This is a genomic window from Neisseria montereyensis (assembly GCF_024834045.1).
GTDB classification, from domain to species: domain Bacteria; phylum Pseudomonadota; class Gammaproteobacteria; order Burkholderiales; family Neisseriaceae; genus Neisseria; species Neisseria montereyensis.
The window spans coordinates 225,981-252,214 of sequence record NZ_JANUXW010000002.1; the positions used below are offsets into that span (position 1 = coordinate 225,981).

At 46.1% G+C, this 26,234-nt stretch carries 27 protein-coding genes, 1 tRNA gene and 1 riboswitch; of the genes, 13 read left to right on the forward strand and 15 right to left on the reverse strand.

Annotated features, from left to right (window positions below):
* Window positions 1-14 precede the first annotated feature (14 nt).
* The 3 genes from ubiM to rplU all read right to left on the reverse strand — a co-directional run bounded on the left by ubiM (window position 15) and on the right by rplU (window position 2,001).
* Window positions 15-1,199: a 5-demethoxyubiquinol-8 5-hydroxylase UbiM gene (ubiM, locus tag NXS09_RS03360; protein WP_259291142.1), complete on the reverse strand. Its 1,185-nt coding sequence runs from the start codon at window positions 1,197-1,199 to the stop codon at window positions 15-17.
* 201 nt (window positions 1,200-1,400) lie between these two features.
* Window positions 1,401-1,673, reverse strand: a complete 273-nt coding sequence (gene rpmA, locus NXS09_RS03365) for a 50S ribosomal protein L27 (RefSeq protein WP_259291143.1) — start codon at window positions 1,671-1,673, stop codon at window positions 1,401-1,403.
* A 19-nt stretch (window positions 1,674-1,692) separates the two neighbouring features.
* Window positions 1,693-2,001 carry a 50S ribosomal protein L21 gene (gene rplU / locus NXS09_RS03370; RefSeq protein ID WP_151050748.1) on the reverse strand — a complete coding sequence of 103 codons (309 nt, stop codon included), beginning with the start codon at window positions 1,999-2,001 and terminating at the stop codon, window positions 1,693-1,695.
* 226 nt (window positions 2,002-2,227) lie between these two features.
* Here rplU and NXS09_RS03375 point away from each other — a divergent pair, with 226 nt between their 5' ends.
* Both NXS09_RS03375 and NXS09_RS03380 read left to right on the forward strand, forming a co-directional pair.
* Complete coding sequence (locus tag NXS09_RS03375) at window positions 2,228-3,202, forward strand: polyprenyl synthetase family protein (protein ID WP_259291144.1); 975 nt, start codon at window positions 2,228-2,230, stop codon at window positions 3,200-3,202.
* Between the two features lie 72 nt (window positions 3,203-3,274).
* Window positions 3,275-3,349 (forward strand) — tRNA-Arg (locus NXS09_RS03380).
* 60 nt (window positions 3,350-3,409) lie between these two features.
* Here the strand turns inward: NXS09_RS03380 and NXS09_RS03385 are convergent.
* The 3 genes from NXS09_RS03385 to NXS09_RS03395 form a co-directional block, all read right to left on the reverse strand.
* Complete coding sequence (locus tag NXS09_RS03385; protein WP_259291145.1) at window positions 3,410-4,090, reverse strand: 7-cyano-7-deazaguanine/7-aminomethyl-7-deazaguanine transporter; 681 nt, start codon at window positions 4,088-4,090, stop codon at window positions 3,410-3,412.
* Window positions 4,091-4,216: 126 nt separating this feature from the next.
* Window positions 4,217-4,693, reverse strand: coding sequence for a preQ(1) synthase (gene queF / locus NXS09_RS03390; protein WP_259291146.1), 477 nt, complete (start codon window positions 4,691-4,693; stop codon window positions 4,217-4,219).
* Between the two features lie 3 nt (window positions 4,694-4,696).
* Window positions 4,697-4,741: riboswitch (PreQ1 riboswitch) on the reverse strand.
* 93 nt (window positions 4,742-4,834) lie between these two features.
* On the reverse strand, window positions 4,835-5,248 hold the full coding sequence (locus tag NXS09_RS03395) for a hypothetical protein (protein WP_259291147.1): 414 nt from the start codon (window positions 5,246-5,248) through the stop codon (window positions 4,835-4,837).
* A 239-nt stretch (window positions 5,249-5,487) separates the two neighbouring features.
* Between NXS09_RS03395 and NXS09_RS03400 the strand changes: the two genes are divergently transcribed.
* Window positions 5,488-6,225: an SDR family NAD(P)-dependent oxidoreductase gene (locus NXS09_RS03400; protein ID WP_259291148.1), complete on the forward strand. Its 738-nt coding sequence runs from the start codon at window positions 5,488-5,490 to the stop codon at window positions 6,223-6,225.
* Window positions 6,226-6,251: 26 nt separating this feature from the next.
* Window positions 6,252-6,866 (forward strand): Smr/MutS family protein, encoded by a 615-nt coding sequence (locus tag NXS09_RS03405; RefSeq protein WP_259291149.1) that lies wholly within the window; start codon window positions 6,252-6,254, stop codon window positions 6,864-6,866.
* A 75-nt stretch (window positions 6,867-6,941) separates the two neighbouring features.
* Here the strand turns inward: NXS09_RS03405 and NXS09_RS03410 are convergent, their stop codons facing one another.
* On the reverse strand, window positions 6,942-8,738 hold the full coding sequence (locus NXS09_RS03410) for a cation:proton antiporter (RefSeq protein ID WP_259291150.1): 1,797 nt from the start codon (window positions 8,736-8,738) through the stop codon (window positions 6,942-6,944).
* Window positions 8,739-9,194: 456 nt separating this feature from the next.
* Here NXS09_RS03410 and NXS09_RS03415 point away from each other — a divergent pair, with 456 nt between their 5' ends.
* Window positions 9,195-9,449, forward strand: coding sequence for a hypothetical protein (locus NXS09_RS03415; RefSeq protein ID WP_259291151.1), 255 nt, complete (start codon window positions 9,195-9,197; stop codon window positions 9,447-9,449).
* An 81-nt stretch (window positions 9,450-9,530) separates the two neighbouring features.
* Here the strand turns inward: NXS09_RS03415 and tgt are convergent, their stop codons facing one another.
* Window positions 9,531-10,649 (reverse strand): tRNA guanosine(34) transglycosylase Tgt, encoded by a 1,119-nt coding sequence (tgt, locus tag NXS09_RS03420; RefSeq protein WP_259291152.1) that lies wholly within the window; start codon window positions 10,647-10,649, stop codon window positions 9,531-9,533.
* 170 nt (window positions 10,650-10,819) lie between these two features.
* Here tgt and ung point away from each other — a divergent pair, with 170 nt between their 5' ends.
* From ung to NXS09_RS03435, 3 genes are all read left to right on the forward strand, one after another.
* Window positions 10,820-11,479, forward strand: a complete 660-nt coding sequence (ung, locus tag NXS09_RS03425; RefSeq protein ID WP_259291153.1) for a uracil-DNA glycosylase — start codon at window positions 10,820-10,822, stop codon at window positions 11,477-11,479.
* Between the two features lie 72 nt (window positions 11,480-11,551).
* A complete protein-coding gene (gene gshB, locus NXS09_RS03430) occupies window positions 11,552-12,511 on the forward strand; it encodes a glutathione synthase (RefSeq protein WP_259291154.1) in 960 nt (319 codons plus the stop codon).
* Window positions 12,512-12,515: 4 nt separating this feature from the next.
* Window positions 12,516-12,908: a diacylglycerol kinase gene (locus NXS09_RS03435; RefSeq protein ID WP_259291155.1), complete on the forward strand. Its 393-nt coding sequence runs from the start codon at window positions 12,516-12,518 to the stop codon at window positions 12,906-12,908.
* 82 nt (window positions 12,909-12,990) lie between these two features.
* On the opposite strand, the gene spxB is transcribed toward NXS09_RS03435, so the two are convergent.
* Window positions 12,991-14,787, reverse strand: a complete 1,797-nt coding sequence (gene spxB / locus NXS09_RS03440; protein ID WP_259291156.1) for a pyruvate oxidase — start codon at window positions 14,785-14,787, stop codon at window positions 12,991-12,993.
* A gap of 413 nt (window positions 14,788-15,200) precedes the next feature.
* Between spxB and NXS09_RS03445 the strand changes: the two genes are divergently transcribed.
* The gene (locus tag NXS09_RS03445) at window positions 15,201-15,605 is read left to right on the forward strand and encodes a diacylglycerol kinase (protein ID WP_259291316.1); all 405 of its coding nucleotides are present in this window, start codon (window positions 15,201-15,203) and stop codon (window positions 15,603-15,605) included.
* A gap of 62 nt (window positions 15,606-15,667) precedes the next feature.
* On the forward strand, window positions 15,668-16,099 hold the full coding sequence (locus NXS09_RS03450; protein WP_259291157.1) for a copper chaperone PCu(A)C: 432 nt from the start codon (window positions 15,668-15,670) through the stop codon (window positions 16,097-16,099).
* Between the two features lie 78 nt (window positions 16,100-16,177).
* On the opposite strand, the gene mpl is transcribed toward NXS09_RS03450, so the two are convergent.
* The 4 genes from mpl to NXS09_RS03470 all read right to left on the reverse strand — a co-directional run bounded on the left by mpl (window position 16,178) and on the right by NXS09_RS03470 (window position 22,087).
* The gene (gene mpl / locus NXS09_RS03455) at window positions 16,178-17,560 is read right to left on the reverse strand and encodes a UDP-N-acetylmuramate:L-alanyl-gamma-D-glutamyl-meso-diaminopimelate ligase (RefSeq protein ID WP_259291158.1); all 1,383 of its coding nucleotides are present in this window, start codon (window positions 17,558-17,560) and stop codon (window positions 16,178-16,180) included.
* A gap of 126 nt (window positions 17,561-17,686) precedes the next feature.
* Window positions 17,687-19,039 carry a sodium-dependent transporter gene (locus NXS09_RS03460; RefSeq protein ID WP_259291159.1) on the reverse strand — a complete coding sequence of 451 codons (1,353 nt, stop codon included), beginning with the start codon at window positions 19,037-19,039 and terminating at the stop codon, window positions 17,687-17,689.
* A gap of 374 nt (window positions 19,040-19,413) precedes the next feature.
* The gene (gene ftsH, locus NXS09_RS03465; protein ID WP_259291160.1) at window positions 19,414-21,405 is read right to left on the reverse strand and encodes an ATP-dependent zinc metalloprotease FtsH; all 1,992 of its coding nucleotides are present in this window, start codon (window positions 21,403-21,405) and stop codon (window positions 19,414-19,416) included.
* Window positions 21,406-21,466: 61 nt separating this feature from the next.
* On the reverse strand, window positions 21,467-22,087 hold the full coding sequence (locus tag NXS09_RS03470; RefSeq protein ID WP_259291161.1) for an RlmE family RNA methyltransferase: 621 nt from the start codon (window positions 22,085-22,087) through the stop codon (window positions 21,467-21,469).
* 109 nt (window positions 22,088-22,196) lie between these two features.
* Here NXS09_RS03470 and yhbY point away from each other — a divergent pair, with 109 nt between their 5' ends.
* Window positions 22,197-22,478 (forward strand): ribosome assembly RNA-binding protein YhbY, encoded by a 282-nt coding sequence (gene yhbY / locus NXS09_RS03475; RefSeq protein WP_259291162.1) that lies wholly within the window; start codon window positions 22,197-22,199, stop codon window positions 22,476-22,478.
* Between the two features lie 86 nt (window positions 22,479-22,564).
* On the opposite strand, the gene NXS09_RS03480 is transcribed toward yhbY, so the two are convergent.
* A complete protein-coding gene (locus NXS09_RS03480; protein ID WP_259291163.1) occupies window positions 22,565-23,008 on the reverse strand; it encodes a DUF4149 domain-containing protein in 444 nt (147 codons plus the stop codon).
* Window positions 23,009-23,180: 172 nt separating this feature from the next.
* Here NXS09_RS03480 and NXS09_RS03485 point away from each other — a divergent pair, with 172 nt between their 5' ends.
* Window positions 23,181-24,743 (forward strand): YdgA family protein, encoded by a 1,563-nt coding sequence (locus tag NXS09_RS03485; protein ID WP_259291164.1) that lies wholly within the window; start codon window positions 23,181-23,183, stop codon window positions 24,741-24,743.
* Window positions 24,744-24,923: 180 nt separating this feature from the next.
* Window positions 24,924-25,199 carry a trehalose-6-phosphate synthase gene (locus NXS09_RS03490; protein ID WP_259291165.1) on the forward strand — a complete coding sequence of 92 codons (276 nt, stop codon included), beginning with the start codon at window positions 24,924-24,926 and terminating at the stop codon, window positions 25,197-25,199.
* Between the two features lie 156 nt (window positions 25,200-25,355).
* Here the strand turns inward: NXS09_RS03490 and ypfJ are convergent, their stop codons facing one another.
* Entirely contained in the window at window positions 25,356-26,186 is an 831-nt protein-coding gene (gene ypfJ, locus NXS09_RS03495) for a KPN_02809 family neutral zinc metallopeptidase (protein WP_259291166.1), read from the reverse strand.
* Window positions 26,187-26,234 lie beyond the last annotated feature (48 nt).

Genomic DNA, 26,234 nt, shown 5'->3' on the forward strand with positions numbered 1-26,234 from the left:
TTGTCTTGAATTTATTAGCCGGTAAGCTGCCGTGTAATCAATTTTTTCAACGGCGGCAGGTTATTGCTGACACGCAATACCAAACCACGGAGCAGTTTTGCCGGTGGCGCTTCGTTGGTAAAGAGCTTCAGCAGCATATTGGTGCCGTAATAAAGCGAACGGGCATGTAGTGCATGTTTGCTGTCATATTGGGAAAGCAGTTCTTGTGAGGCAATATTTTTGCCTTTTTGGGCTGCTTCGGTTACCAAACCGGCCAGAATATCGGCACTGGCAAGCCCTAGGTTGAAACCGTGAGCTGTAACAGGATGCATACCGACTGCGGCATCACCGATTAAGGCACTGCGTACGCCGTAAAAACGTTCTGCCAATACGCCGGCTAAAGGATAAGCGTGGCGGGTGCTGACCAATTCCATATCGCCTAAACGGTTGCCCAATTGTTGCTGTACCGTGGCGGCCAGTTCTTGGTCAGACAGGTTCTGTATGGAAGATACCCGATCGCTATCTACGGTGATAACGGTATTGGTGAGGTTTTCTTCTAAAGGCAGTAGGGCGATGGTACGACCATAATGGAAGCATTCATAGGCAGTATGTTGGTTGGATAGCGTGTGTTTCATACGGCATAAGAACATAGTTCGGCCATAATCGTGCATATCGGAAGCGATGCCGAGCTGTCTGCGGGTTTGTGAAAAACGGCTGTCGGCTGCAACAAGCAATTTGGCGGTCAACGTACGGCCGCTTTCTAGTGTAACCTGTGCTTCTTCAGTGTTGGTTTTTACCTGTTTAACGCCTTCGCCGCAGATGAATGTAATATTTTTCGCGTCCGCTACGGCTTCATAGCTGGCTTTGCGGATATTGTGGTTTGAAATCAAATAGCCTAAGCGGTCGGTCGGTTCGCCACGCGCATAAGCAGGTTGCGGAAAGTGCAATTGGTAGTCGGATCGTCCGTTTAATACTTTGGCGTCACGCAAAGGGTAGATTTCATGTTCGGGAATGCGTTGCCAAATGCCCAACCGTTGCATGATTTCTTTGGAAAGGTGGGTGAGGGCGATTTCACGACCATCATAAGGCGGATTTTGCAGGACTTCCAACGGGCTTTTTTCAATGAGTGTGATATTTAAACCGCTGTCGGCAAGGGCTCCGGCAAAGCTCAATCCGGATGGGCCGCCACCGATAATGATAATGTCGCTGTCAGGTGTCATGACAACTCCTTTAATGACAAATTAGAGAAAATAAAACAGCCATAAGGATAACCGAAATGCCGTCATAATGTGCGGGTTTTTAACATGCTTTTAATATTGGTCAATGAAGGTTTCAGACGGCCTGATATAAAAAACCGCATATATCAAAGCAGTTGCTTTCAATATGCGGTTTTTGTATGTCGATAAACTGTTGTAAACAGATTATTCGTCCGCGCCGGTATAAGGGCGGATGCTTACGGTTTTACGGTTTAAAGCACCTTTGGTTTTGAATTCTACATAACCGTCTACTTTTGCAAACAGGGTGTGATCTTTACCCATGCCTACATTGTCGCCGGCGTGGAATTTGGTACCGCGTTGACGGACGATAATAGAACCTGCCGGAATCAATTCGTTACCGAATGCTTTTACACCCAAGCGTTTGGCTTCTGAATCGCGGCCGTTTTTAGAGCTACCACCAGCTTTTTTGGTTGCCATTTGAATTACTCCTAATTAATTAAGCGATTGCCACGATTTCAATTTGGGTGAAATTTTGGCGGTGACCTTGACGTTTTTGGTAGTGTTTACGGCGGCGCATTTTGAAAATGCGTACTTTTTCGCCGCGCCCGTGGGCGACCACTTTGGCTGTTACTTTTGCGCCCTCAACAAGAGGTGTGCCTACTTTTACAGATTCACCGTCAGCAATCATCAAAACTTCGTTTAGTTCGATTTGGCTGTCGAGTTCGGCTGGTATCTGTTCTACTTTCAATTTTTGGCCAACGGTAACTTTATATTGTTTACCGCCGGTTTTTATGACCGCGTACATACTCAACTCCATTAAATTTAATAGGTTATTCCGCGCACCATGCGCGAAACCATGAATTTTAATTTTATTGTTTTGTTTTGTCAAAGTTTTTATGTGTAATAACATCATGCTGATTGAAATCAGTATTACAGCAGTGCAGTTGTCGGCCATTAACTGCTATAATCGCCTGTCGTTGTTTGAATCCATTTTTTCCCGCTTTTTTGTTTTTATACGAAAACCAAACGTCATGCTCGAAAACCTGCCTTATTTTAAACGCCATCTCAATGACGACCTTGCACGGGTTAATGTCGTGATTAATCGTGCGGTACAGTCCGAAGTGGCTTTGATTTCGCAAATCGGTACTTACATCATCAGCGCGGGCGGCAAACGGTTGCGCCCGATTATCACAATTTTAGCCGGCAAGGCTTTGGATTATGATGATGATAAGCTTTATTCACTCGCCGCTATGGTGGAATTTATCCATACTTCCACGCTGTTGCATGATGATGTGGTGGATGAAAGCGAATTGCGCCGCGGCCGCAAAACCGCGAATAACTTATTCGGCAATGCGGCGGCCGTATTGGTCGGTGACTTCCTTTATACCCGAGCGTTCCAGTTAATGGTGGGTTCGGGCAGTATGAAGATTTTGGAAGTGATGGCCGATGCGACCAATATTATTGCCGAAGGCGAGGTGATGCAGCTGATGAATATCGGCAATACCGATATCACCGAGGCAGAATATGTGCGTGTGATTCAATACAAAACGGCTAAATTATTTGAAGCCGCCGCCCAAGTCGGCGCGATTTTAGCCGGTGCGACACCGGAGCAAGAACAAGCATTAAAAGATTACGGTATGTATGTCGGCACGGCTTTCCAAATTATTGATGATGTGTTGGATTATTCCGGCCATGCCGATGAAATCGGTAAAAATGTCGGCGATGATTTGGCAGAGGGTAAACCTACTTTACCGTTGATTTATCTGATGAGACAGGGTAGCCAAGAAGTGGCGGACGATGTTCGTACGGCATTACAAAATGCGGATAGAAGCTATTTTGATAAAATTTATCAGTATGTAATGAACTCGGATGCGCTGTCTTATTCGGTTTCGGAAGCGGCAAAAGCCGTAGAAAAAGCGGTGGCATGTTTGGATAAACTGCCGGACAACGAGGTAACGCAGGCGATGCGTTCTTTAGCTGAAGAGTCGTTGGCCCGCGTGTCTTAAGGTTTCAATATCAGATAATGAATCGGTGCGGGAAATACTTGATACCGCCTATCTGTTTGTCTGATGAGATTTCCCGCTGTAGTTCAACGGATAGAACGTATGCCTCCTAAGCGTAAAATACAGGTTCGATTCCTGTCGGCGGGGCCAATATATAAAACGCCGTCTGAAATCTTTCAGACGGCGTTTTATATATATTGGCATAGGGTATTAGGATTCGTACACCGCCGTTTGTTGGTTAGGCGTGCCTTGATTTAAAGCGGTGAGCTTTTTGGTTAGGATATTCAATAGAATGCCGTAGGCAGGTAGGAAGAAAAGGGTGCAGATAATCAATTTGAACAGATAGTCTACCAACGCGATTTCAGGCCAGTTTGCCGCCATAAAGGCATCACTGCTGGCATAAAAAGCAATACCGAAAAAGATTAGCGTATCCAGAGCATTGCCTAGAATGGTGGAAGCAGTAGGGGCAATCCACCAGGATTTAAGCTTGCGTAATCGGTTGAATACAAAAATATCCATGAGTTGGCCGAATACATATGCGGCAAAACTGGCCAAAGCAATACGTCCGGTAAAGGTATTAAATGATGAGAGTGAAGTCCAGCCTGTCCAGTGGCCGTCGTGAAATAAAACCGATAACACATAAGACAACAGCAGCGCGGGAAACATCACACGGAAAATAATACGGCGGGCAGGGGTTTGGCCAAAAATACGCACGGTTAAATCGGTGGCCAGAAAAATAAACGGAAAGGTAAAGGCACCCCAAGTGGTATGAAAGCCGAAGATTTCAAAGGGGAACTGAACCAGATAGTTGCTGGATGCAATAATAAGGATATGGAAAAAAGACAGCCGGATTAAGGCTTTTTTCAATTGAGCGTCGGTAAAGTGGAACACGGGTTATCTTTCATTTAATAATAGTCGGATATATTTCAGACGGCCTAAATGCCGTATATAGCCAATATTGCCTATGTTTTATAGGTGGCTATGCTGGAACAGGTTGTTTTGGTTTTTTTATATGCCTTAGGAACGCATCTCGTGCGCAAATAGGCGGGTTTTGGCGAGCTGTTCGTATTCCGAATCCGGTTTGCCATAGTTGGCAAAAGGATGGATGGCAATGCCGCCGCGCGGGGTGAATTCACCGAAAACTTCGATATATTTCGGTTGCATCAGTTTGATAAGATCTTTCATGATGATATTGACGCAGTCTTCATGAAAATCACCATGATTGCGGAAGCTGAAGAGATACAGTTTCAGCGATTTGCTTTCTACCATTTTAATATGGGGGATATAGCGGATATAAATGGTTGCAAAATCCGGTTGCCCGGTAATGGGGCATAGGCTGGTGAATTCGGGGCAGGTGAAAGTAACGAAATAATCGTTATCGGGATGTTTGTTGTCGAACGCTTCTAAAATTTCGGGGGCGTATTCGGTGTGATAGACAACGTTTTGATTGCCGAGCAAGGTGATGTCTTGCAGCTCTTGGGTGCTTCTGGTCATTGATTTTCCTTAGTTTTTTTATGTGGGAGGTTTTCGAACCACAGAATAAGCGCGTTATTGTAATACAAACCCGATAGTTTTGCATGAAGCAGTTTTTAATATTAAGCCGTCTGAAACTTTCAGACGGCTTATATAATAAAATTAGTCGATTATTTGTTTTTTATATTTATTGTGTAGTTTCCATTTTATGGCATACCCTAAAATCACCGGGATAACCGCAATAATCCATTTGAAAGTCCATGTGGCATACCAAGGTTTGGCAATCACAATCGTGTTGGAAACATTGCCGTCGGAAACCAAAATATCGCGAACGGCCACCCAATCAAGATAAGGCCACCAGCAGGCAACGAGCAGTCCGAAGAAAAACGGCCAGATAGCGCGACTCAAATGGCGTTGCCACAAAATAAAACAAACGGCAGCGCAAATAAGTGTTAAGGCGCTAATGAGCAATTTGGTTTGGGTTGGCGCGCCGAAATAATCGGTTATCAGATAGGTTAGAACCACCCAGAGTGCGGCAAGTATGGCGACAATGAATTCTTCAGGGCGTTTAAACATTCGGAAATTCCTTTTAAAACATAACGGATGATGTTGAGGTATCGTTTTGAGGCCGTCTGAAATCAGGCGGATAAATAGGTTTTTAATATACCGCAAAATAGAGAAACTGGATACGGGCTAAGCAATTTGGTTGCTAACAAGGTGGCCTAACAAATGTGAAAAACGGTATTAATTTGAGATAGTCGCACGGGTTTACGATAAAATAAATATTTATTTTGAGCATAAAAAAAGAGAGGTTTATGATGAGTACAAAAGTGATTATCAGTGGATACAGCAGCGGTTTGGGTTTTGCTTTGGCCGAGCATTATTTGAAACAAGGTTATGCGGTTTTGGGGTTGGCCAGAAGAGCGGCGGAGCCTAAGCCGTCTGAAAACCTGAAACAATACCAAGTTGATTTGAGCGATGGCGATGCAGTAAACAAACTGCTTTCAGACGGCCTTTTAAAAGATTTTGTGGCAGATGCCAAAGAAATCATCTTGATTAATAATGCCGGCACAACCAAGCCGAATGCGATAGCCGGTAAACAAAATCCGGCGGAAATCGCCATGGCGGTATCGCTGAATATTGCTACGCCGTTTTTATTATCGAATCATTTGATTGCCATTAAGCCGTCTGAAACCTTATTGAAAATTATCCATATCAGCAGTGGTGCCGGCCGTGAAAACTATGCCGGTTGGAGCGTGTATGGCGGTACCAAAGCCGCTTTGGACCATCATGCCCGCTGTATTGTTGCCGAACAGCATCCCGGCGTGGCGATTGCCAGTATTGCTCCGGGCATCGTGGATACGCCGATGCAAGATTTGCTTCGTGCTGCCAAGGTTGAAGATTTCCCGATGCTGAAAAACTTGCAAGCTGCGGAAGAGCACGGATTGTTGAGCCGTCCGAGTGATACAGCCGCCCGTATTGCTAAAATCATTGATGATAAAGATTTCGGCAAAATAACCATCGATGATGTCCGCCGTTTCGATAACACTTAACAGCTTGAGTCGGATAAGGTGGTAAGATGAGTGATGACTTTCAAAACACGTTGAAAGCGTTAGGTAAACAGGCCAAGCAGGAAAGGCTGGCGGCTGAGGAAGCGGCAGCGCGTAAAAAACAGGCTGCCGAACCGGATTTTGCCAAAGCAATGGCCGATGTGGTGCCTTTGAAGAACAGCAACCGCTATATGCCGCCTCGTGATAATACGCCGCTTAAACCGCGCCGACAGCAGGAAGACGCGTTGGGTGAGGGTGATTATTTTTATGTCGGTGATTCTATTTTGGATGAACCGCCGTCTTCGTTTAGCAAAAACGGGCAGGGTAAAAACGATATCCGCCGTTTGCAAAGCGGGCATTGGCCGGTAGTGGCGGATGTGGACTTACATGGCTATACGCAGGAACAGGCTCAGCAGGTATTGAATGAGTTTATCGTATTTACCCGCAAGCGCGGGGTGTGCGGTGAAATCATACACGGTAGCGGCTTAGGTTCTTCCGGCTATAAACCTGTATTGAAAACATTGGTTCGCCGCTGGTTAATGGAACATCCGGATGTATTGGCTTATGCCGAGCCGCGTGCCGGTAATGACGGTGCGGTGCGGATTTTGCTGAAACGGAATAAGTATAGCGGTGAAGATGAATAGTTGTTTATAGCGCATACATATGAAAGAAGGCCGTCTGAATCGTTTTCAGACGGCCTTTATATTACCGTTAGGTATTTATGCTTTTACCGTTTCAGCTTCTTCGCCATCGGTGACCAATGCGACTAATTTATAACCGGATTGGCTTTTGGGGTTGAAGTCTGTGGTGATGACACGCATTACCCCGTGTTTATCAATAATCAGCAAAGGAATGGCGTTTTTATTGTCTTGTTGATATTGGGTGTAATTATAGGCAGCGGTAATGTTGGTGGTTTTGGTACGCGCATTTTTAGACACCATACTGGCCAGTTTGCTGTAGGTCATGTCTTTACCGAACAGATAGTGCGAGGCAAAACTCTGTTGGCTGCGGTGGCGCTCCGGCCGTGATTTTTCATCGGGCAGCTGTAAGCGGTAAACATTACGTTCGCCGAATTCGTGGCGGTAGTGCATTTCGCATAAAGTATTCAATTCGCGGTCGGTACTCATGGCAAACATATGGCCGATACCGATTAAGTCCATATGCAGTTCGGCGTGTTCCGATACCGGATTGCCGTAATAAGTGCGCAAACCGATCATGCGTGCTTTGGATATATTGGTATAGCTAGCATCGGCCACCAATACTTCAAAGCCTTGTTCTTTAATCGCTTTAGCAACCGTCAAGGCGGCTTGGTTGGCGCCGACAACCAATACGCCGTTATTACTCGGTTCGCGAACCTGTAAAATGGTACCGACTAATTTCGCACCCAAGCCTTGAATCAATACCGTACCGATAATAATCAGAAACACCAACGGCACCAGAAGCTCGACGCCTTGCAGGTTTTGATCTTCCAAACGGATGGCAAACAACGAAGAAATGGCAGCGGCCACAATACCGCGCGGGCCAATCCAGCTAATCATCAGTTTTTCATTGGTGGTGAGCGATGTGCCTTTGGCAGATGCCCAAACGGCTAAAGGACGTGCGACGAACATCACTATCAACAGCAATACAATGCCGCTAAAGCCGACGGTTGCCAGCGCGGCCAAATCCATACGGGCAGCCAAAATAATAAACAGCATCGAAATCAGCAAAACCGTGAGTGATTCGTTAAATTCCAAAATGTGGTCGCGCGGGAAGCCTTTCCAGTTGGCCAATGCTACGCCGAGAACGGTAACCGTGAGCAGGCCGGATTCGTGTTCTAAATGGTTTGAGAACGAAAATAGAAACAATACATAGGCAAGGGTGAACACATTGCGCAGATATTCCGGAATCCAATACCGTTTAATCAGAAATGCCAGAAGTGCCGCACCGACCATACCCATCACAAAGGCCAATAACACGATTTCACCAAACAGCATTAAAGAGCTGTTATGACCGCCTGAAATAATGTATTCATATACCAATACCACCGCAATGGCACCGATAGGGTCGATAATAATACCTTCCCACTTTAAGATATTACTGATATTTTTTTTCGGCCGCACACTGCGCAATAAAGGGGTAATCACCGTCGGCCCGGTCACGCAAACCAAAGAGCCGAATAAAAGGGCGACTTGGGGATCCATATCAAACAGCGAATAAGCTGTTAGCGAGATAACGATAATTGTGATGAATGCACCGATGGTGACCAGATTTTGCACCATGCGGCCGTGTTGTTTGACTTCATGAAATTCAAGGGTAAGCGATCCTTCAAACAGAATCACGGCCACGCCTAGTGAAATAAAGGGGAACAATAATTTCCCCAATACCTCGTCAGGTTGGAAATAGCCTAAAACAGGACCGATGATAATGCCGATTAACAGTAAGAATAAAATCGACGGTTGCTTCAGATACCAAGCCAGCCATTGTGCGCCGATACCCAAAGCCAGTACACCGGATAGTAAAAGCGCCGTGTCCATAAACGCACTACTCCGAAAAAAAGATGACATTGTGCCATATCTGCCCGATATTTAAACTATTTTTTATAAAAAAATGTGTGATTGGGTAAGGATGGCAAGGGGCAAATGTTTTTTTACAACGCCTCTGTATTTTGAATAAAAATATAGAGACAACAGGGTGTGGAAGCAACAAGCGGATATTTTCTCAGATAATCGGTATTAAATTTGTTAATTCCATAAAATGATTTCAGCATTTTATAATTTAAAAATAATTTTTGTTAAAATAAATTTTTTTTTTAATAAAAATATTAGCATACCCTTGCGTTTCTTGAGAAACTTATCGGGCGGCAGATACTCTTATTACACAATGCGGCTATGTCTGCATCTATCGGTTTGAAGCCGAAACGGCTGCGTTTTTTCAGACGGCAGCTACCGAGAAAATGTAAGAAATCCAATTGAGAGAAAGGATACGATTTTATGAAGAAATTATTAATCACTGCCGCTTTTTCGGGTTTGATGTTGAGTGCTTGTTCCAGCAATATGACCGGTGATACGGAACCTACCCCTGCAGTGGCACCTATGACTGTTGACCAAGCGCTTCAAGAATGTCAAGCCAGCGTGGGTGATAACCAAGACCGTGCTGTTTTTGATGCCTGCATGAGAGACAAAGGTTTTGATCGTGCGGCGCCGACAACCGATGCAGCCACTGATGCTTCTGCCCCAGCTATGTAATGATTGAACGGCATGTAGTATCCGGATAGAAAACGGCAGCCTTAAATGGCTGCCGTTTTCTTTTGTGATGGTGCTTATGGTTTAAGCATCTGCTTTTCGGGCACGGTTCTCATGAAATTGAGCCTGCCAATCGCTGAATCTGCCTTGCTCGATGGCTTCACGCATTTCGGCCATAATGGTTTGGTAAAAATGCAGATTGTGAATGGTGTTCAATTGAGCCCCCAGAATTTCACCGGCTTTATGCAGATGGTGCAGATAGGCGCGGCTGAAATTTTGGCAGGTATAGCAGGTACAGCTTTCGTCTAACGGGCGGTTGTCGAGTTTGTGTTTGGCATTTTTGATTTTAATATCGCCGAAGCGGGTAAACAGCCAGCCGTTGCGGGCGTTGCGGGTCGGCATTACGCAGTCGAACATATCAACGCCGTGTGCTACGCCGTACACCAAATCTTCAGGCGTGCCGACACCCATTAAATAATGAGGCTTATGGGCAGGTAGCATGGGGCCGACGGCACGCATCATGCGGTACATTTCCGGCTTTGGTTCGCCAACCGATAAGCCGCCGATGGCCAAGCCGGGAAAATCGAATTCTTCCAAGCCTTTTAAAGATTCTTCGCGTAAGTCTTCAAACATGGCGCCTTGTACAATCCCGAATAAGGCATTCGGATTTTTTAAATCTTCAAAGGCTTTTTTCGAACGGTCCGCCCAACGCAGGCTCATTTGTAGGGATTTTTGCGCCTGTTTGTGGTCGGCTTCGCCCGGCGTGCATTCGTCTAACTGCATGGCAATATCGGAATTGAGCACGGTTTGGATTTTCATAGAAATTTCGGGCGAAAGAAACAGCTTGTCGCCATTTATCGGGCTTCTGAAAGTACAGCCTTCTTCCGTGAGTTTGCGCATTTCCGCCAAAGAAAAAACTTGAAAGCCGCCCGAATCGGTGAGAATCGGTTTATTCCAACCGATAAAATCGTGCAGGCCGCCGAATTGTTCGATGACTTCAAGTCCGGGACGCAGCCATAAATGGTAGGTATTACCCAAAATAATTTGTGCATGGATATCGTGCAGGTTTTGCGGCGTCATGGCTTTCACCGAGCCGTAAGTGCCGACAGGCATAAAAACCGGGGTTTCGATGGTGCCGTGATTCAATTCTAATGTGCCGCGGCGTGCGTATCCGTCGGTTTTGTGTAGGGTAAATTTGAGCATAATGATGGTGCGTGATAAAAGAAACGTATGATTATAACAAATAAAACAGGGCATTTTTACTGTTTGGCCGTATCCGTCTATATGATATGAGAGTGGCCGTCTGAAACTTTTCAGACGGCCTTTTTTATCTTATATAATGCGGATAATCAAAACCCAACGGAGTGCGGTTTATGCAGACTTGGCATGAGGCCATCGGCTCGGAAAAAGAGCAGCCTTATTTTCAACATATTTTAAAGAGTGTACGGGCAGAGCGTGAAATCGGGCAGATTATTTATCCGCCGGCCGCCGATGTGTTTAATGCGTTTAAAGCCACTGAATTTGATCAGGTGAAAGTGGTGATTTTAGGGCAGGACCCTTATCACGGCGCAGGGCAGGCACACGGTTTGGCTTTTTCGGTTCGCCCCGATATTGTGATTCCGCGTTCGCTGGTGAATATTTATAAAGAATTGGCCGACGATATCGCCGGTTTTCACATACCTAATCATGGCTATCTGCAATCTTGGGCGGATCAGGGCGTATTGCTGTTGAACACCGTGCTGACTGTTCGTGCCGGACAGGCGCATTCTCATGCGGCTTTGGGTTGGGAGCAGTTTACCGACCGTGTGATTGCCCAATTGAATAACCACCGCGAACATATTGTGTTTTTGTTATGGGGCAGCCATGCCCAGAAAAAAGGCGCGTTTATCGACCGCAACCGTCATTTGGTGCTTGCGGCACCGCACCCTTCGCCCTTATCCGCCCATCGCGGATTTTTTGGATGCAAGCATTTTTCACGCACCAATCATTATCTAGAAAAACACGGCATTACGCCAATCAATTGGCAGGTTTAAAGGCCGTCTGAAAGCTTTTCAGACGGCCTAAAGACGGCGTATGATAATGACGTTTAATAATAAGGAAAACTTATGAATATTTTGTTTATTGCCGATCCGATGGCAACCTTTAAAACCTATAAAGATACCACTTATGTGATGATGCGTGAAATGGCCAAGCGGGGCTGGCGTTTGTCGCATACCTTGAGCAGCAGCTTATCGGTGAAAGACGGTGATGTGGTGGCACAAGCGTCGGCTTTTGTATTCAACGGCGCGAAAAGTGATGACGACAAACAATGGTTTGAAACCGAAGCGGCGGTTCAGACGGCCTTAAAAGACTACGATGCCGTGATTATGCGTACTGATCCGCCTTTCGATATGCAATATCTGTATGCCACCCAACTGCTGACTTTGGCCGAAGCGCAAGGTGCGAAAGTGTTCAATAGTGGCCAAGCTATGCGCGATTTCAATGAGAAACTGGCGATTTTGAATTTCAGCCGGTTTACTGCGCCAACATTGGTTTCTACCCATGCGGCAGATGTGCGTGCTTTTTTAAAAACGCATGGCGATATTATTGTGAAACCGCTCGACGGTATGGGCGGTATGGGCATTTTCCGCCTAACCGAGTCTGACCCGAATATCGGCAGTATTTTAGAAACCCTAATGAAGTTGGATACGCGCACCATTATGGCGCAAAAATATATTCCCGAAATTGTTGATGGTGATAAACGGATTTTGGTGATTGGCGGCGAAGTGGTACCGTTTGCGTTGGCACGGATTCCGCAAAAAGGCGAAACAAGAGGGAATCTGGCGGCAGGTGGCCGCGGTGTGGCGCAGGAATTGTCTGCCCGCGACCGTGAAATTGCCGAATCTCTGGCGCCGGAATTGAAACGGCGCGGTATTTTATTGGCCGGTTTGGATGTGATTGGCGATTATCTGACTGAAGTGAATGTGACCAGCCCGACCGGTTTCCAAGAAATTATGAAACAAAAAGACTATGATGTTGCGGCCGTATTTGCTGATGCTGTCGCCGAATGGTCTGAGGCCGTCTGAAAAGATGCCGTCTGAAAAGAAACCGCAAAGCTATGCGGCAACGATGAAAGGCGGGCAGGGTGTCCGCCGAATTATCAAAGCATTGGGCTATTCTGCCGACGGTATCCGCTCGGCTTGTGAAGAGCAGGGATTCCGTCAGCTGTTATGGATACATGCGGTATTGCTTATCGGCATTGTGGTATTGGATTTTACTTTGCCGGTGCGTATGATTTTATTGTTGGCATCTCTGTTTTCCATTGTGGTGGAATTGATTAATACCGGCTTGGAAGCAGCGGTAGATCATACTTCGGAAGAAATGCATGTGTTGGCCAAAAAAGCCAAAGATGTCGGCTCGGCGGCGCAATATCTGACTTTGGCCGGTGTTATTGTGTTGTGGATAATGGCTTTAGTGGGATAAGCAACCATACTTGAATGATTGGCATCAGATAAAAACCGGCAGTATCATAACGCTGCCGGTTTTTTGTGGGGATTAGCTTTGATTAGAAGTTTTCAACGCCGTGGCGGTCGAGAATTTCGCCGAACGGCTCCAGCGCTTCTGCTTGGAAATGCTTCACAAATTCATCAAAATCCGTAATCACGGCAGGATGGCCGGAACGGCGATGCGGAAATTGCTCAACCGGCAATAAGCGCTCATTGGAAATCTTGATATCTACAAGCACCGGTTTACCTGCGCGGGTTACCTGTTGGGCTTTTTGCAAGGTCGGTTCTAATTCGTCTTCAGTGCGCACGGTAAATCCGGCAACTTGGAAGCCTTCCGCCACTTTGGCAAAATCCACGTCTTGCAATTTCACACCGGAATGCGGTTGATGAGTATCGTCTTGTTCCGCCTCAATATAGCCGAGAGACTGATTGGTAAACACAAGGTTCATAATCGGCAGCTTGTGTTCGGCTTGGGTAATTAAGTCCTGTACCACCATCGCCAGCCCGCCGTCGCCGGACAAACTCCAAATCTCACGATCAGGATATTCCAAAGCGGCGGCAATAGAAGCGGGCATACCGAAGCCCATCGTGGCATAGAGTGGGGAAGTAACCTGACGGCGTCCACCACCTAAATCCAGCAGACGGGCAACGGCGATATTCACATTGCCGACATCAACGCCGAAAATGGCATCTTTCGCGGCAGTGGCATTAATCGCTTTATAAATCCGCTCGAAGCCGACCGGATTGGCGGTATTGGCGGCGCGTTTAGCCAACCATGCGTTCCATTGGTTTTTATCTTCTACCGCAGCGGCATACCAAGCATCGTGGTTGATGCCTTTGTTATTGTAATCCGCGCCGTCTTCGCCATAGCGTTTTTTCGCCGCGGCGATAAGTTGGCGTAAGAAGGTCGGCGCGTCGGCAATAATGCCCAATTTGGTTTGGTGTCTTGCTCCGATAACCGACGGCTTCAGGTTAACATCAACAAACGTCGCTTCCGGTGAGAACATCGGAAACTCAAAATTGGTACCGACAAACAATACAAAATCCGCCGCGCGCGCAACATCTACCCCCGGTTTGGTGGCGACGCGTCCGGTCGAGAGCATATAAAATTCTTCACCGCCCTCTAAAATCCCTTTAGCCAGATAAGTGGCGGGCATGGGCAATTTCAATAATTTCGCCAGTTCGCGTAATTCGTCTGCCGCACCTTTGGCACCTTGCCCGAAATACACAATCGGGCGTTTGGCTTTTTCAAGCAGATTAAGCACTTCTTCGACATCTTCGTCTTTTGCCGGCAGTTGCCATTGCGGTGTGCCATATTTTTGCGCAGAAGACACATAATTATCATCAATTTCAGTCCAGCCGAAATCTTTCGGAATCACCACGACAGCAGGGCCTTTTTTCTCATATGCCTGACGAATCGCGGTATCGACAACTTGCGGCAATTGCTCCGCCGTCATTACCGTGCGGTTATAAACCGCCGCATCGGCAAACATCGGGTTTTCCGGCATTTCCTGAAAATAATCGGTATTCATGCGTGAGCTGGGTACCTGACCGACCAGCACCAACACCGGAATATTATCGGTGGCCGCATCATAAATCGGATTGAGCAAATGCGCCGCGCCCGGGCCGGCCGAGCCGAACATCACTGAAATTTTGCCGGTGAGCTTGGCTTCGGCAACGGCAGCCAAACCGCCGACTTCTTCATGGCGCACGCCGATATATTGAATCTTATCGCGCCAGTTATAAATCGCATTCATTGTCGAATCGAAAGAGCCGCCGGGCAAACCGTAAATCCGTTTAATTCCCCATTCGTGTAAGACTTTCATCATGGCATCCGAGCCGGTAATTTTATTCATTATGACCTCCTGATTTATGTTATGGTTAAAAAGGATTCGGACTGGGTAAAAGTAAAAATTTACTCCTGCTATTTGTAGTAAACAAGGTATAGGCAGTAGCCGGTTTTTACAGCGCCTTCTTATGATTATATTGATTATTTATATATAAATAATTGTTTTTTATTGATTATATAGAGGTTGTTTGAAAGTAAATTTAAATGATGCTTAAATCTTTTAAACATAATTTATAAGAAAATTTACAATTTTCTGTCTGTCATTTTCTGTCGTTATTTTTATTTTTAAAGCAGAGGTCGGTGTTTAACAAGCCGAATAAATTATCATATAATTTAACAGCGAATTATGAAGCAATTGATGAATAGTCGTAGTGAAGCATGTCGCTTAACAACGGAATAATGGCTTTGGTGGGATAAATGATGTCTGATAAACAATACGCACAAAAAGTAAAAGAAAAAAGCAGCGTCGGGCATATCGTGAAGCCCGTCGATTCTTCCAAAGACGGTCTGAGTGCCGTACACCGCCATAAACGTACATTCCGCCAACTTGTTTGGTTGAATGTGATTTTGTTGGTGGTTGCCGTGATATTGGATTTTGGCCCGGCAACCCGCATGATGTTGATTATTGCCTCGTTTTTATCGTTAATCGTCAAGTTATTCAATACCGCTATTGAAGCGGTAGTTGGCCATACTACTACCGCACATCATGAATTGGCCAAGCGTGCGAAAGATGCAGGATCGGCGGCACAAATGCTGGCGTTGGTTTTGCTGGCGGTTTTGTGGTTTATGGCACTTTGGCGGGAATACGGTTTGAATATTTGGTAGTCGGCCGATTGGCCGCTTTCATTTTCTATACTGAAAATAAATCAATTAGGAGCATAAATAATATGAAAAAATGGTTAGGCGCATGTGTATTGGCCGGTTTTTGCCAAGTTGCCGCGGCGGCAGGCATGGATATTGATGATGCTTGGGCGCGTGCAACGGTTGCCGGCATGAGCATGGGCGGTGCGTTTATGGAAATTACCAATGAAACCGGTAGCGATGATGTTTTGGTCGGTGCATCCAGCCCGGTGGCTGAAAAAGTTGAATTGCATACGCATATTAATGATAACGGTGTCATGCGGATGCGTGAAGTTCAAGGCGGTGTTGTCCTACCCAAAGACAAAGAAGTCGAGCTGAAGCCGGGTAGCTACCATATTATGTTTATGGGCTTGAAAGCACCGTTGAAAGCAGGGGAAACATTCCCGCTAACATTAAGATTTAAAAACGCTCAGCCGCAAACGGTTCAAGTTGAGGTTAAAGCGGCGGCTACCCGATAATATGGGCTTGCCGATACTTTTCGAATAAATAAACGGCCGGATAATATTATCCGGCCGTTTATTTATATTCGGTGGCGGCTACGAAGTCAATGCGGTTAATAGCTTATCGTGTATACCGCCGAAACCGCCGTTACTCATCACTAAAATATGGTCGCCGCTACGGGCGTTGGCTACGATAGCCGCAACAAATGCTTCAAAGTCTTTATTGGTATGCAGTTTGCCCTCTAAAGGGGATAGTGCTTCGGCAACGTCCCAGTCCACGCCGCCTGTGTAGCAGAACACATAATCGGCATCTTGCAGGCTTTCCGGTAGTGCGGCTTTCATGGTGCCGAGTTTCATGGTGTTGGAGCGCGGTTCCAAAACGGCCAGAATCCGTCCGTTGGTGCCGATTTTCTGGCGTAATCCGGCAACGGTGGTGGCAATGGCGGTAGGATGGTGGGCGAAATCATCGTATACGGTAATATTGTTCACCGTGCCTTTGGTTTCCATACGGCGTTTAACATTTTTAAATTCGCTCAATGCTTCGCAGGCCGTCTGAATATCTACGCCTACATGACGGGCGGCAGCAATCACGGCTAAAGCATTCATGCGGTTGTGTTCGCCGATAATATCCCAAGCGACATGGCCGACTTTTTGGCCGGAAAGCACAACATCAAAAGAGCCGTCGCTGGCCACTTGGCCTGTTTGCCAACCGCTTTCTATGCCGAATTTTTCTACCGGCGTCCAACAGCCTTTTTCCAAAGTATCGTTTAGGTTTTGTTCGCTGCCGTTGGAAACAATCAGGCCGTCTGAAGGAATGGTGCGGACAAGATGGTGGAATTGGGTTTGAATGGCCGCTAAATCGGCAAAAATATCGGCATGGTCAAATTCCAGATTATTTAAGATAGCGGTGCGCGGCCGATAATGAACGAATTTTGAACGCTTGTCGAAAAAGGCGGTATCGTATTCGTCGGCTTCAATCACGAAAAAAGGCGATTGACTAGCGGGATCTTGGCGTGGTGCCTGTGGCAAGCGGGCGGATACGTTGAAATTTTGCGGTACGCCGCCAATGAGAAAACCGGGCGCTAAACCGGCAAATTCCAACACCCATGCCAGCATAGAAGCCGTTGTGGTTTTGCCATGCGTTCCGGCCACGGCGAGTACCCAACGGCTTTGTAAAACATTTTCCGAAAGCCATTGCGGGCCGGAAATATAGGGCAGGCCGCGGTTTAAAATGGCTTCGATCACATCCATACCCCGTTTGGCCACATTACCGATAACGTAAACATCTGCCGGGAAAGCATCTAATTGAGCGGCATCAAAGCCTTCATGCACGCCGATGCCCAAGGCTTCAAGCTGTGTGCTCATCGGCGGGTACATTTTGGCATCGCAACCCGTTACTTTAAATCCGGCTTCTTTGGCAATGGCCGCCAAGCCGCCCATAAAGGTGCCGCCGATGCCGATAATGTGGATATGTTTCATAATAGATTCTAAGTCAAAAATGGTTATTATATAGCGAATAGCCGATAACGGATAATTTACCTAACAAGCAGGCCGTCTGAAACGTTTCAGACGGCCTGCTTGTTAGGTTTTATAAGTTAATGCTCATTAACCGATAAGCTGCTGAACAAATACAATAATCACGCCAACCGGAGCAATCACACGGTAAATAAACTGCCAGAGCTTAAAAGCACCGCCTAAGCGTAGTTCGTCGCGGATACTGTCTTGTTTCATAAACCAACCCATAAAGACCACAATGGCAAAGCCGGATACAGGCAGAATAAATTTGCTGGTGAATACATCTAACAAGTCGAAAATATTCAAGCCCATCAATTTAACTTCACTCCATACATTGAATGACAATGCGGAGCCAATGCCTATCAGCCAAACCACAACACCGGCTACTATGGTACTGCCGACACGGTTTAAAGATGTGCGTTCTTCAAGAAACTCAACGGAAGATTCTAATAAGGAAATAGAAGAGGTGATTGCGGCAAAGCTTAAGAGAAGGAAGAAAATCAAACCTAAAACCGTACCGCCGCTCATATTACCGAAAGCAATCGGCAGGGTAACAAACACAAGACCCGGGCCGGCTTCGGTATCCAAACCATTGGCGAATACAATCGGGAAAATCGCCAAACCGGCTAATACGGCAATCGCCGTATCCAAAATCACTACAATGGAAGCGGAGCGCAACAGATTCACTTCTTTGCCGAGATAAGAACCGTAGGCCAACATAATACCCATGCCCAGAGACAGCGTAAAGAAAGCATGGCCTAAGGCAGATAATAAAACATCGGCATTAATGGCACCCCAGTCAGGTTTGAAAAGGAAGCTGAGGGCTTCACCGAAATGGCCGGTATTCGCACCATAAATAACAAGAACGCCTAAAAATACAGCCAATAGCGGCATTAGAATTTTAGAGCCTCTTTCCAAACCGCCCGTTACCCCTGCGGCTACGATAAAAATCGTTACTGCCATAAAAACGGTATGCCATATCAGCAAACTGGTGGGGTCGGCCAGCATAGAGGTGAAAACCGCGCCGGTTTGTTCGCCCGTCATGCCGGAAAAGAGGCCGGAACCTGATTTAAAAATATAGTTGAGGGACCAACCGCCGATAACACTATAAAAAGACAAAATCAGATAACCCCCCAAAGTACCGGAAGCACCGATAATCGCCCAAGCTTTACTGCGACCTTCTTGTTGGGCAACTGTTTTCATAGCATCAATCGGGTTGCGTTGTCCGCGGCGGCCGATTAACCATTCGGCAGATAAAATCGGCAAACCGATTAAAACGATACAGGCCAAATAGGTAAACATAAAAGCAGAGCCACCGCTTTTACCCAACATATAAGGAAATTTCCAAATATTACCCAAGCCGACGGCGGAACCTACCGCCGCTAAAATAAAGCCCAAACGGGAACCCCATTGGGCATGCGTATGTTTATGATTGCTAGTCATTTTTTGTATCCTGTTTTTCTGATTTGAAACAGCTTCGGTTTGATATCGCAAAGATAATGCCGACAAAACCGGAGGTTGTTGTTACGCATCATGCCAGTAGGCGGGAAAATTTACAAGTATCAATCTTTAATAACGCCAATTAACATTTATGATATTTGAAGCAGCAGGCCGTTAAAATAGCGATTATTTTCCGATGAGTCTGAAAATATATTAGGTGGGTTGTTTGGACGGTGATGATTGGATGATAAGGGTAATATAGAATTATTTTTTATATTGGAAACAAAGGCCGTCTGAATATGATTCAGACGGCCTTTGTTGATGAGTAACCAGATCAGAGAGTATAGAAAATTGATACAGCCTGTCCGGTAAACAGCTTATTGCGCTTGGCTATCGGATGGAATATCGGTATTCCGTTGGATACTGCCTGAAGCCGGTAATTCATGTGCAGGTTCCATAATATTATCCGCATTCTTTTCTTCATCTTCCGAAGGAGTCGGTTGAGACGGTGTATTGTCTTCCGGGCGGATATTATGGCTGTAATCTTTAGGCGGGCTGGGTTGTTTACCTGCCATAATTTCCAGCACCTGATCGCGGTCGATAGTTTCCCATTCCATCAGTGCTTTACACATGGTTTCCATCTTATCGCGGTTTTCATCAAGAATTTTATAAGCGACGGCATATTGCTCGTCTAAAATTCTGCGTACTTCCGCATCTACTTCCTGTTGGGTTTTTTCAGAAATATGTTGCGAGCGGGTTACGGAGCGGCCTAAGAAAACTTCGCCTTCGTTTTCCGCATAAACCATAGCGCCCATTTTATCGCTCATACCGAAGCGGGTAACCATTTCACGGGCAATTTGCGTTGCACGCTCAAAGTCGTTGGAAGCACCGGTGGATACACGGCCGACAAAAATATCCTCGGCAATACGACCGCCGTATAAAATTGAGATTTGGTTTAGCATCTGATCTTTATACATGCTGATTCTGTCACGTTCGGGCAGCTGCCAAGTCAAACCCAAAGCACGTCCGCGCGGCATAATGGTGACTTTATGAACGGGATCGGTAAAATCCAAGCTCTCAGCCACAATGGCATGGCCTGATTCATGGTATGCAGTTGCACGTTTTTCATCTTCATGCATCACCATAGAACGGCGTTCCGGGCCCATATAGATTTTATCTTTGGCATCTTCAAAATCGCTTTGGTCGACTTTGATTTTATTGCGGCGGCCGGCGAATAGCGCGGCTTCGTTCACTAAGTTAGCCAAGTCGGCACCGGAAAAGCCCGGTGTACCGCGTGCCAGAGAAACCAAATCTACCGATTCGTCTAACGGCACTTTTCTGGCGTGTACTTTTAAAATCTGCTCACGGCCACGGATATCCGGCAGCGGAACGACTACTTGGCGGTCGAAACGTCCGGGGCGTTGTAGGGCAGGGTCTAGTACGTCTGGGCGGTTGGTTGCGGCAATCACAATCACGGTTTGATTGCTTTCAAAGCCGTCCATTTCCACCAAAAGTTGGTTCAATGTTTGTTCGCGTTCGTCATTGCCGCCACCCAAACCGGCACCGCGTTGGCGGCCGACGGCGTCGATCTCGTCGATAAAGATAATACAGGGGGCGTTTTTCTTGGCTTGCTCGAACATATCGCGAACACGGCTTGCACCTACACCGACAAACATTTCCACGAAGTCCGAACCGGAAATGCTGAAAAACGGTACTTGCGCTTCACCGGCAATCGCTTTGGCCAAAAGGGTTTTACCGGTACCCGGGCTACCTGCCAGCAGGATACCGCGCGGTACCCGTCCGCCCAAGCTTTGATAGCGGTTAGGCGCTCTCAGATAGTCAACAATTTCTTGAACTTCTTCTTTGGCTTCATCACAACCGGCTACATCGGAAAAGGTGACTTTGTTGGCATCTTTATCCAATAGCTTGGCACGGCTTTTGCCGAAAGAGAAGGCACCGCCTTTTCCGCCGCCGCCGGCCTGCATACGCATAAAGTAAAACCATGCGCCGATGAGTAAGATAACGGGTAACAGGCTGAAGAAAACACTGGCCAGCATGCTGGGTTTTTCTTCAGGAATCACTTTAACGCGTACTTTATGATCCAACAGCGTGGAAACAAGATTGTCGTCTAGCGGTGCATTGGTGAAAAATTGGCTTTTATCGGTGCGTTCGCCTTTAATTAGGTAGCCTGCCAAACCGGAACCTTCAATGTTCACGTTGGCTACTTCACCTTTGTCGACTTGCTCGATAAATTGCGAATATTCGATTTGTTGATTACTTTCTTGTTTGTCGCTAATGGCATTGAATGCTGCCATCAGGGCGACACCAAGTACTAACCAAACCAAAACATTTTTAAAAATATTCCCCACAGAAACAGGCTCCATAAAAGGGTAAAAGACAAATAAATTGTAAATCAGGCTGTATGTATTGTCAGCGTTTATTTTTGCCCAATAAATAAATCTCACTGGAGCGATTGCGAGAGGCTTGCGGTTTGCGGGTTTGCACAGAGGTAAAAATTTCGCGCATGGCCGCTATATATTCTTGATAACCGCTGCCCTGAAAAACTTTGACTAGAAAATTACCGCCTTGTTTCAAATGGTTGGCGGCAAAATCTAAAGCCAGTTCGCATAAATAAAAGCTGCGCGCCTGATCGGTTACAGTGTTTCCTGACATATTGGGTGCCATATCGCAAATTACAAGGTCTAGCGGGCGGTTATCTAATAATGATTCAAATTCGGCCAATACACTGTCTTCGCGAAAATCACCCTGAATAAACGATACGCCTTCAATGGGTTCCATCGGTAGAATATCCAAGGCGAATACACGGCCGTTTGAACCGACCAATTGTGCGGCGGCTTGAGACCAGCTCCCCGGGGCGCTGCCTAAGTCGGCCAAAACGGTGCCGGAATGAATAAGCTTGTCTTTTTCATTGATTTCCAAAAGCTTATAGGCCGCACGGGCACGATAACCGTCTTTTTGTGCTTGATGCACATAATGATCGTTGACATGCTCGTTTAACCAAGCTTTAGAAGATTTTGAACGGACGGACATGAAATAACCACAAAATAAAAAATAGGATTGTACGTTATTTTTCCCCTTAAAGTGGCGGTTTCGCGTAGAATATGCCGCTTAATCTATTTATAGTTTTATGTGTAAGAAAATGGCCGATAAATTAACCACTCAAGAAATTGCCGCGCTCAAAGCGCATGCACATCATTTGCATCCTGTCGTTATGGTAGGGCAGCAAGGCTTAACCGATGCCGTTATTAAGGAAACGGATACTGCGTTGACGGCGCACGAATTGATTAAAGTAAAAGTTGCCGGCGACGACCGTGCCGAACGTGTAGCCATTAGTGATGCTTTATGCGAAGCAGTCGGGGCACAATTGATACAGCATATCGGCAAACTGTTGGTATTGTGGCGCCCGAATACCGAAGCCTGATAAGTTTATTGCGTGTTATAAAAACTATAGGCCGTCTGAAAATGTTTCAGACGGCCTGTTGTTTGTGATATGAGGTATAAACAAAATTAACGTTGTTCTAATGTAGTTAGGCGGAATGCCAGAATTAAAGCAAGCAGGCTGCAAGCCATATAAATAATACTGGAAGTGCCGTGCCATTGGCCGAACGAGCCGCCTACCAAAGACAGCAGCCAGTTTGACGTATTGTTTCTATAGGCATCGATAACGGGGGTAATCAGAAATTGATTGGCAATAATCAAGATCAGCAAGAGTATGATGGCTTTACCGCTGAATGAACGGCCATAATTGTGTCGGGTATTGCTTCTATTGGCGATATAGGCCAATAGCCAAACCACAATGCCGATGTAAGATGTGATATTAAATGAAATTCCGGCGATGGTGCCGGCTTGTATTTTATCCAAATGTTGGAATAGCAAGGGGGCAAACAAATAACCCGCAGACAATTGCAAGCCCAGCCATGCGCCAATCAATACCGCAATCCATTTTTTCATGGGTGATTCCCTTTATTTTTACGCACTTAAAATTAAATTTTTTTGAAAGATAGCATGCAACAATCTTTTCAGGCAAGCGGCGCTATCTGGCGTTGTGATTGTTGCTGTATGGCAAAGACAAAAAAGTTAAATAATGCTATGCTTCAAACTTTATGTTTATTGTGTGAAAGCAATGAAAAAGCTCCTCATTTCTTTACTTGTTATCATTGTGTTGGTTTTTGCCGGCATGCCTTATTATCTCGGCCTGAAGGCCGAAGAAAGCCTGAATGCGCAACAGCAGATGCTTTCACAATCCGGTGTTTTAACGGTTGAATCTTATCAATATGAACGCGGTTGGTTTGGTGCCACGGAAACCATGGTGGTGCGTTTGAAACCGGCATTGTTTCATAACACTCAAAAATATCTGCCGGATAATATCAAAACATTATTAAAAGAACCGGTAACCATTGTTAACCATATCAAACACGGCCCGTTTGCCGCAGGCATTTCCCCCGTTCGCGCTTATGTGGAAACCGAGTTTCAATATCACCCAGATACTGAAAAAGTATTAACCCGTTTTTTTGGCAAGCAACCACCGGTGCAAATGAGCAATACCGTATATTTGAACGGTAGCGGCAAGTTGGATATGGCCATTCCTGCTTTTGATTACGAAGAATTGTCGGGCATTAAGCTGAATTGGCAGGGCTTAACCGGTACGGTGGATTATCAAGCCGATTTTGCCTCTTATATTCAAGATTATCTAATACCTGCCATCAATATTAAGTTGGCCGATAAAGGCGATATTGCGATGGAAAACCTGCATGTTCGGGCAGATACGGCCGACAGCAGCAACCAACTTGCCTTGGGCAGCAGCAGTTTGACACTGGATAAATTTTCTATGCAGTGGCAGGAAGGCTTTGACTACAATGTTAAAGCCAATGAATTGGTGAATTTGGTGACCGATTTGCAAATCGGTGCCTTTATCAACCCGACCGGCACGGTGCCGCCTTCTAAGGTTGAAGTGGAAAAACTAAGCTTTAACACCGACACCCAAGAAGTAGACGGGTGGGTCAACAGCAAAGGGCGTTTCCAATTCCAAACATTGGTTTACGGCGAAGACCGCTATGGCCCGCTGGATATTAATGTTGCTGCCGAGCATCTCGATGCCCAAGGATTATTAGCCATTAAGAATAAAATGGCTGAACTGGCCACTCAGGAAATGACTGAAGAGCAGGTTCAAAACGAAATATTAAAAACGGTGAAAAACGAAGCGGCCGGTTTGTTTACCAAAAACCCTGTTCTTAAATTGGAAACTTTCCATTTCACCATGCCGCAGGGCGATGTGGACGTGAAAGGTGAAGTTCGTTTTAACGGGCTAACTCAGGCGGATATGGACGATATTACTGCATTGGTGAAAAAAATCGATGCCGAATTTGATATGAAAGTGCCGCAAAAATTATTGGAAGATTTGGCGGTAACGCAAGCCCGCAGTCTGTTTAGTGTGAATCCGGAAGACTTAGCAGCAGGACGCGCCAGCATGGATGATATTAACGAAACACTGCAGTTGATGGTTGAAAGCACCATCAGATCAATGGCCGGTGAACAGTATCTGACTTTAGATCAAGGCAATATCCAAACCAAAATCGAATTGGAACAAGGGCAGCTGAAATTGAATGGTAAGGTTTTTGAAACCGAGCCAGAGCCTGAGTTTACCGATGCGGATATGGTGCCGGAAGTTGCGGCTTCGGCGCCATAATGGTTGAGGTATAAATCAAACCATCATTTCAGACGGCCTACAGTATATAGAAAGGCCGTCTGAAATATTTAAAGTAATTGTTGGGCATCTAGCAAGGTTGTGCTCTTAATTCCGAACAGCTTTTTAGATCATTTTGCCATTTTATTTATTAGCCCTTATAGTTAAAAGAAGGGAGCTGATATGAACAACTATGAAGAGATTTACGATAAAGCAGGCGAGATTGCTGTTAAAATCTGCTTTTATGGTTGGATGGCTGCTTTGACTTATTGGGTGTTCGCCGCAAGCCCTCAGCCTTGGGACATTTCGATAATTATTCCTTTAATACTGGCTTGGTTTTTCGGAACAGTTGTTGTACTTCTATTCGGCCTCATTCCAGCAATGCTGATTAACATTCTATTTGGTGGTTTGTTTGCCGGCTTGGCCTACCTGAAAGATAAGCTTGCTAAATATCCTTAATCACATACCTTTCCCGTAGCCCGCCTTGATTTGGTGGGCTTGCTTTTTTGGGGAAAACCAAAGAGAAGGCCGTCTGAAACATTGTCTTTCAGACGGCCTTATGCTTTATATTGGTTATATTTGGAATATCTTCTTATATACAAAAGCAAAAAGCAATCAATTGGCGGCAAAAGTATTGCACTGATTCACTTCGCCGCTGTTTAAACCACGTCTGAACCATGTCATCCTTTGCGCAGAAGAGCCGTGGGTGAAACTATCGGGCACAACATAACCTTGGGCTTGTTGTTGCAAATGATCGTCGCCCACGGCTTCGGCAGCGCGAACCGCTTCTTCAATATCGCCTGCTTCCAATATGTTTTGATTCACGGCATAGTGTGCCCAAATACCGGCGAAGCAGTCTGCCTGCAATTCCAGTTTAACGGAAAGCGCATTGGCCTGCGTTTGGTTAACTTCCCGTTGTGCCTGATGCACTTGCGGCAAAATACCGAGTAGGTTTTGAACATGATGGCCGACTTCATGCGCGATAACATAAGCAAAAGCTGCATCACCCGATGCGCCGAGTTTTTGGCGCATATCTTCATAAAATGACAAATCCAAATAAACCTTGCGGTCGGCCGGGCAGTAAAAAGGCCCCATCGCCGCTTGGCCGGTGCCGCAGGCGGTTTGGGTGCCGGCGGTGTAGAGTGTTAGCGTTGCCGGTGTGTATTGGCTGCCGTGTTGGGCGAAGTAATTGCCCCAAACGGTTTCAGTGTCGGCCAGAACTACTCTGGAAAGCTCGTTAAGTTGTGCTTCCAATTGGCTGTCTATCGGCGTTTGTTGGGCGGGTGATACGGTTGGCGCTCCGGTGATGCCGGATAAATCGACCCCGTAATATGCGCCTACCAACACAATAATAATGCCGAGAATACCGGTACTTTTCCCACCTATACGGCTTCTGCCGCGGCGGTCTTCTACATTGGTGCTTTGTCGTCTTCCTTGCCAACGCATAGCGGATTCCTTTGGGTATTGTGCAATATGGATAGCCGCTATTATACC

Bases quoted from the DNA above. Each gene is read 5' to 3' on its own strand.
- ung (WP_259291153.1), top strand. From the start codon at position 10,820: ATGCAGACTTGGCATGAGGCCATCGGCTCGGAAAAAGAGCAGCCTTAT.
- NXS09_RS03445 (WP_259291316.1), top strand. From the start codon at position 15,201: ATGTCTGATAAACAATACGCACAAAAAGTAAAAGAAAAAAGCAGCGTC.
- NXS09_RS03470 (WP_259291161.1), bottom strand. From the start codon at position 22,087: ATGTCCGTCCGTTCAAAATCTTCTAAAGCTTGGTTAAACGAGCATGTC.
- yhbY (WP_259291162.1), top strand. From the start codon at position 22,197: ATGGCCGATAAATTAACCACTCAAGAAATTGCCGCGCTCAAAGCGCAT.
- NXS09_RS03400 (WP_259291148.1), top strand. From the start codon at position 5,488: ATGATGAGTACAAAAGTGATTATCAGTGGATACAGCAGCGGTTTGGGT.
- rpmA (WP_259291143.1), bottom strand. From the start codon at position 1,673: ATGGCAACCAAAAAAGCTGGTGGTAGCTCTAAAAACGGCCGCGATTCA.
- tgt (WP_259291152.1), bottom strand. From the start codon at position 10,649: ATGCTCAAATTTACCCTACACAAAACCGACGGATACGCACGCCGCGGC.
- NXS09_RS03485 (WP_259291164.1), top strand. From the start codon at position 23,181: ATGAAAAAGCTCCTCATTTCTTTACTTGTTATCATTGTGTTGGTTTTT.
- NXS09_RS03450 (WP_259291157.1), top strand. From the start codon at position 15,668: ATGAAAAAATGGTTAGGCGCATGTGTATTGGCCGGTTTTTGCCAAGTT.
- gshB (WP_259291154.1), top strand. From the start codon at position 11,552: ATGAATATTTTGTTTATTGCCGATCCGATGGCAACCTTTAAAACCTAT.
- spxB (WP_259291156.1), bottom strand. From the start codon at position 14,787: ATGAATAAAATTACCGGCTCGGATGCCATGATGAAAGTCTTACACGAA.
- NXS09_RS03395 (WP_259291147.1), bottom strand. From the start codon at position 5,248: ATGTTTAAACGCCCTGAAGAATTCATTGTCGCCATACTTGCCGCACTC.
- NXS09_RS03435 (WP_259291155.1), top strand. From the start codon at position 12,516: ATGCCGTCTGAAAAGAAACCGCAAAGCTATGCGGCAACGATGAAAGGC.
- rplU (WP_151050748.1), bottom strand. From the start codon at position 2,001: ATGTACGCGGTCATAAAAACCGGCGGTAAACAATATAAAGTTACCGTT.
- NXS09_RS03480 (WP_259291163.1), bottom strand. From the start codon at position 23,008: ATGAAAAAATGGATTGCGGTATTGATTGGCGCATGGCTGGGCTTGCAA.
- NXS09_RS03375 (WP_259291144.1), top strand. From the start codon at position 2,228: ATGCTCGAAAACCTGCCTTATTTTAAACGCCATCTCAATGACGACCTT.
- NXS09_RS03405 (WP_259291149.1), top strand. From the start codon at position 6,252: ATGAGTGATGACTTTCAAAACACGTTGAAAGCGTTAGGTAAACAGGCC.
- NXS09_RS03410 (WP_259291150.1), bottom strand. From the start codon at position 8,738: ATGGACACGGCGCTTTTACTATCCGGTGTACTGGCTTTGGGTATCGGC.
- NXS09_RS03490 (WP_259291165.1), top strand. From the start codon at position 24,924: ATGAACAACTATGAAGAGATTTACGATAAAGCAGGCGAGATTGCTGTT.
- mpl (WP_259291158.1), bottom strand. From the start codon at position 17,560: ATGAAACATATCCACATTATCGGCATCGGCGGCACCTTTATGGGCGGC.
- ypfJ (WP_259291166.1), bottom strand. From the start codon at position 26,186: ATGCGTTGGCAAGGAAGACGACAAAGCACCAATGTAGAAGACCGCCGC.
- NXS09_RS03415 (WP_259291151.1), top strand. From the start codon at position 9,195: ATGAAGAAATTATTAATCACTGCCGCTTTTTCGGGTTTGATGTTGAGT.
- queF (WP_259291146.1), bottom strand. From the start codon at position 4,693: ATGACCAGAAGCACCCAAGAGCTGCAAGACATCACCTTGCTCGGCAAT.
- ubiM (WP_259291142.1), bottom strand. From the start codon at position 1,199: ATGACACCTGACAGCGACATTATCATTATCGGTGGCGGCCCATCCGGA.
- NXS09_RS03460 (WP_259291159.1), bottom strand. From the start codon at position 19,039: ATGACTAGCAATCATAAACATACGCATGCCCAATGGGGTTCCCGTTTG.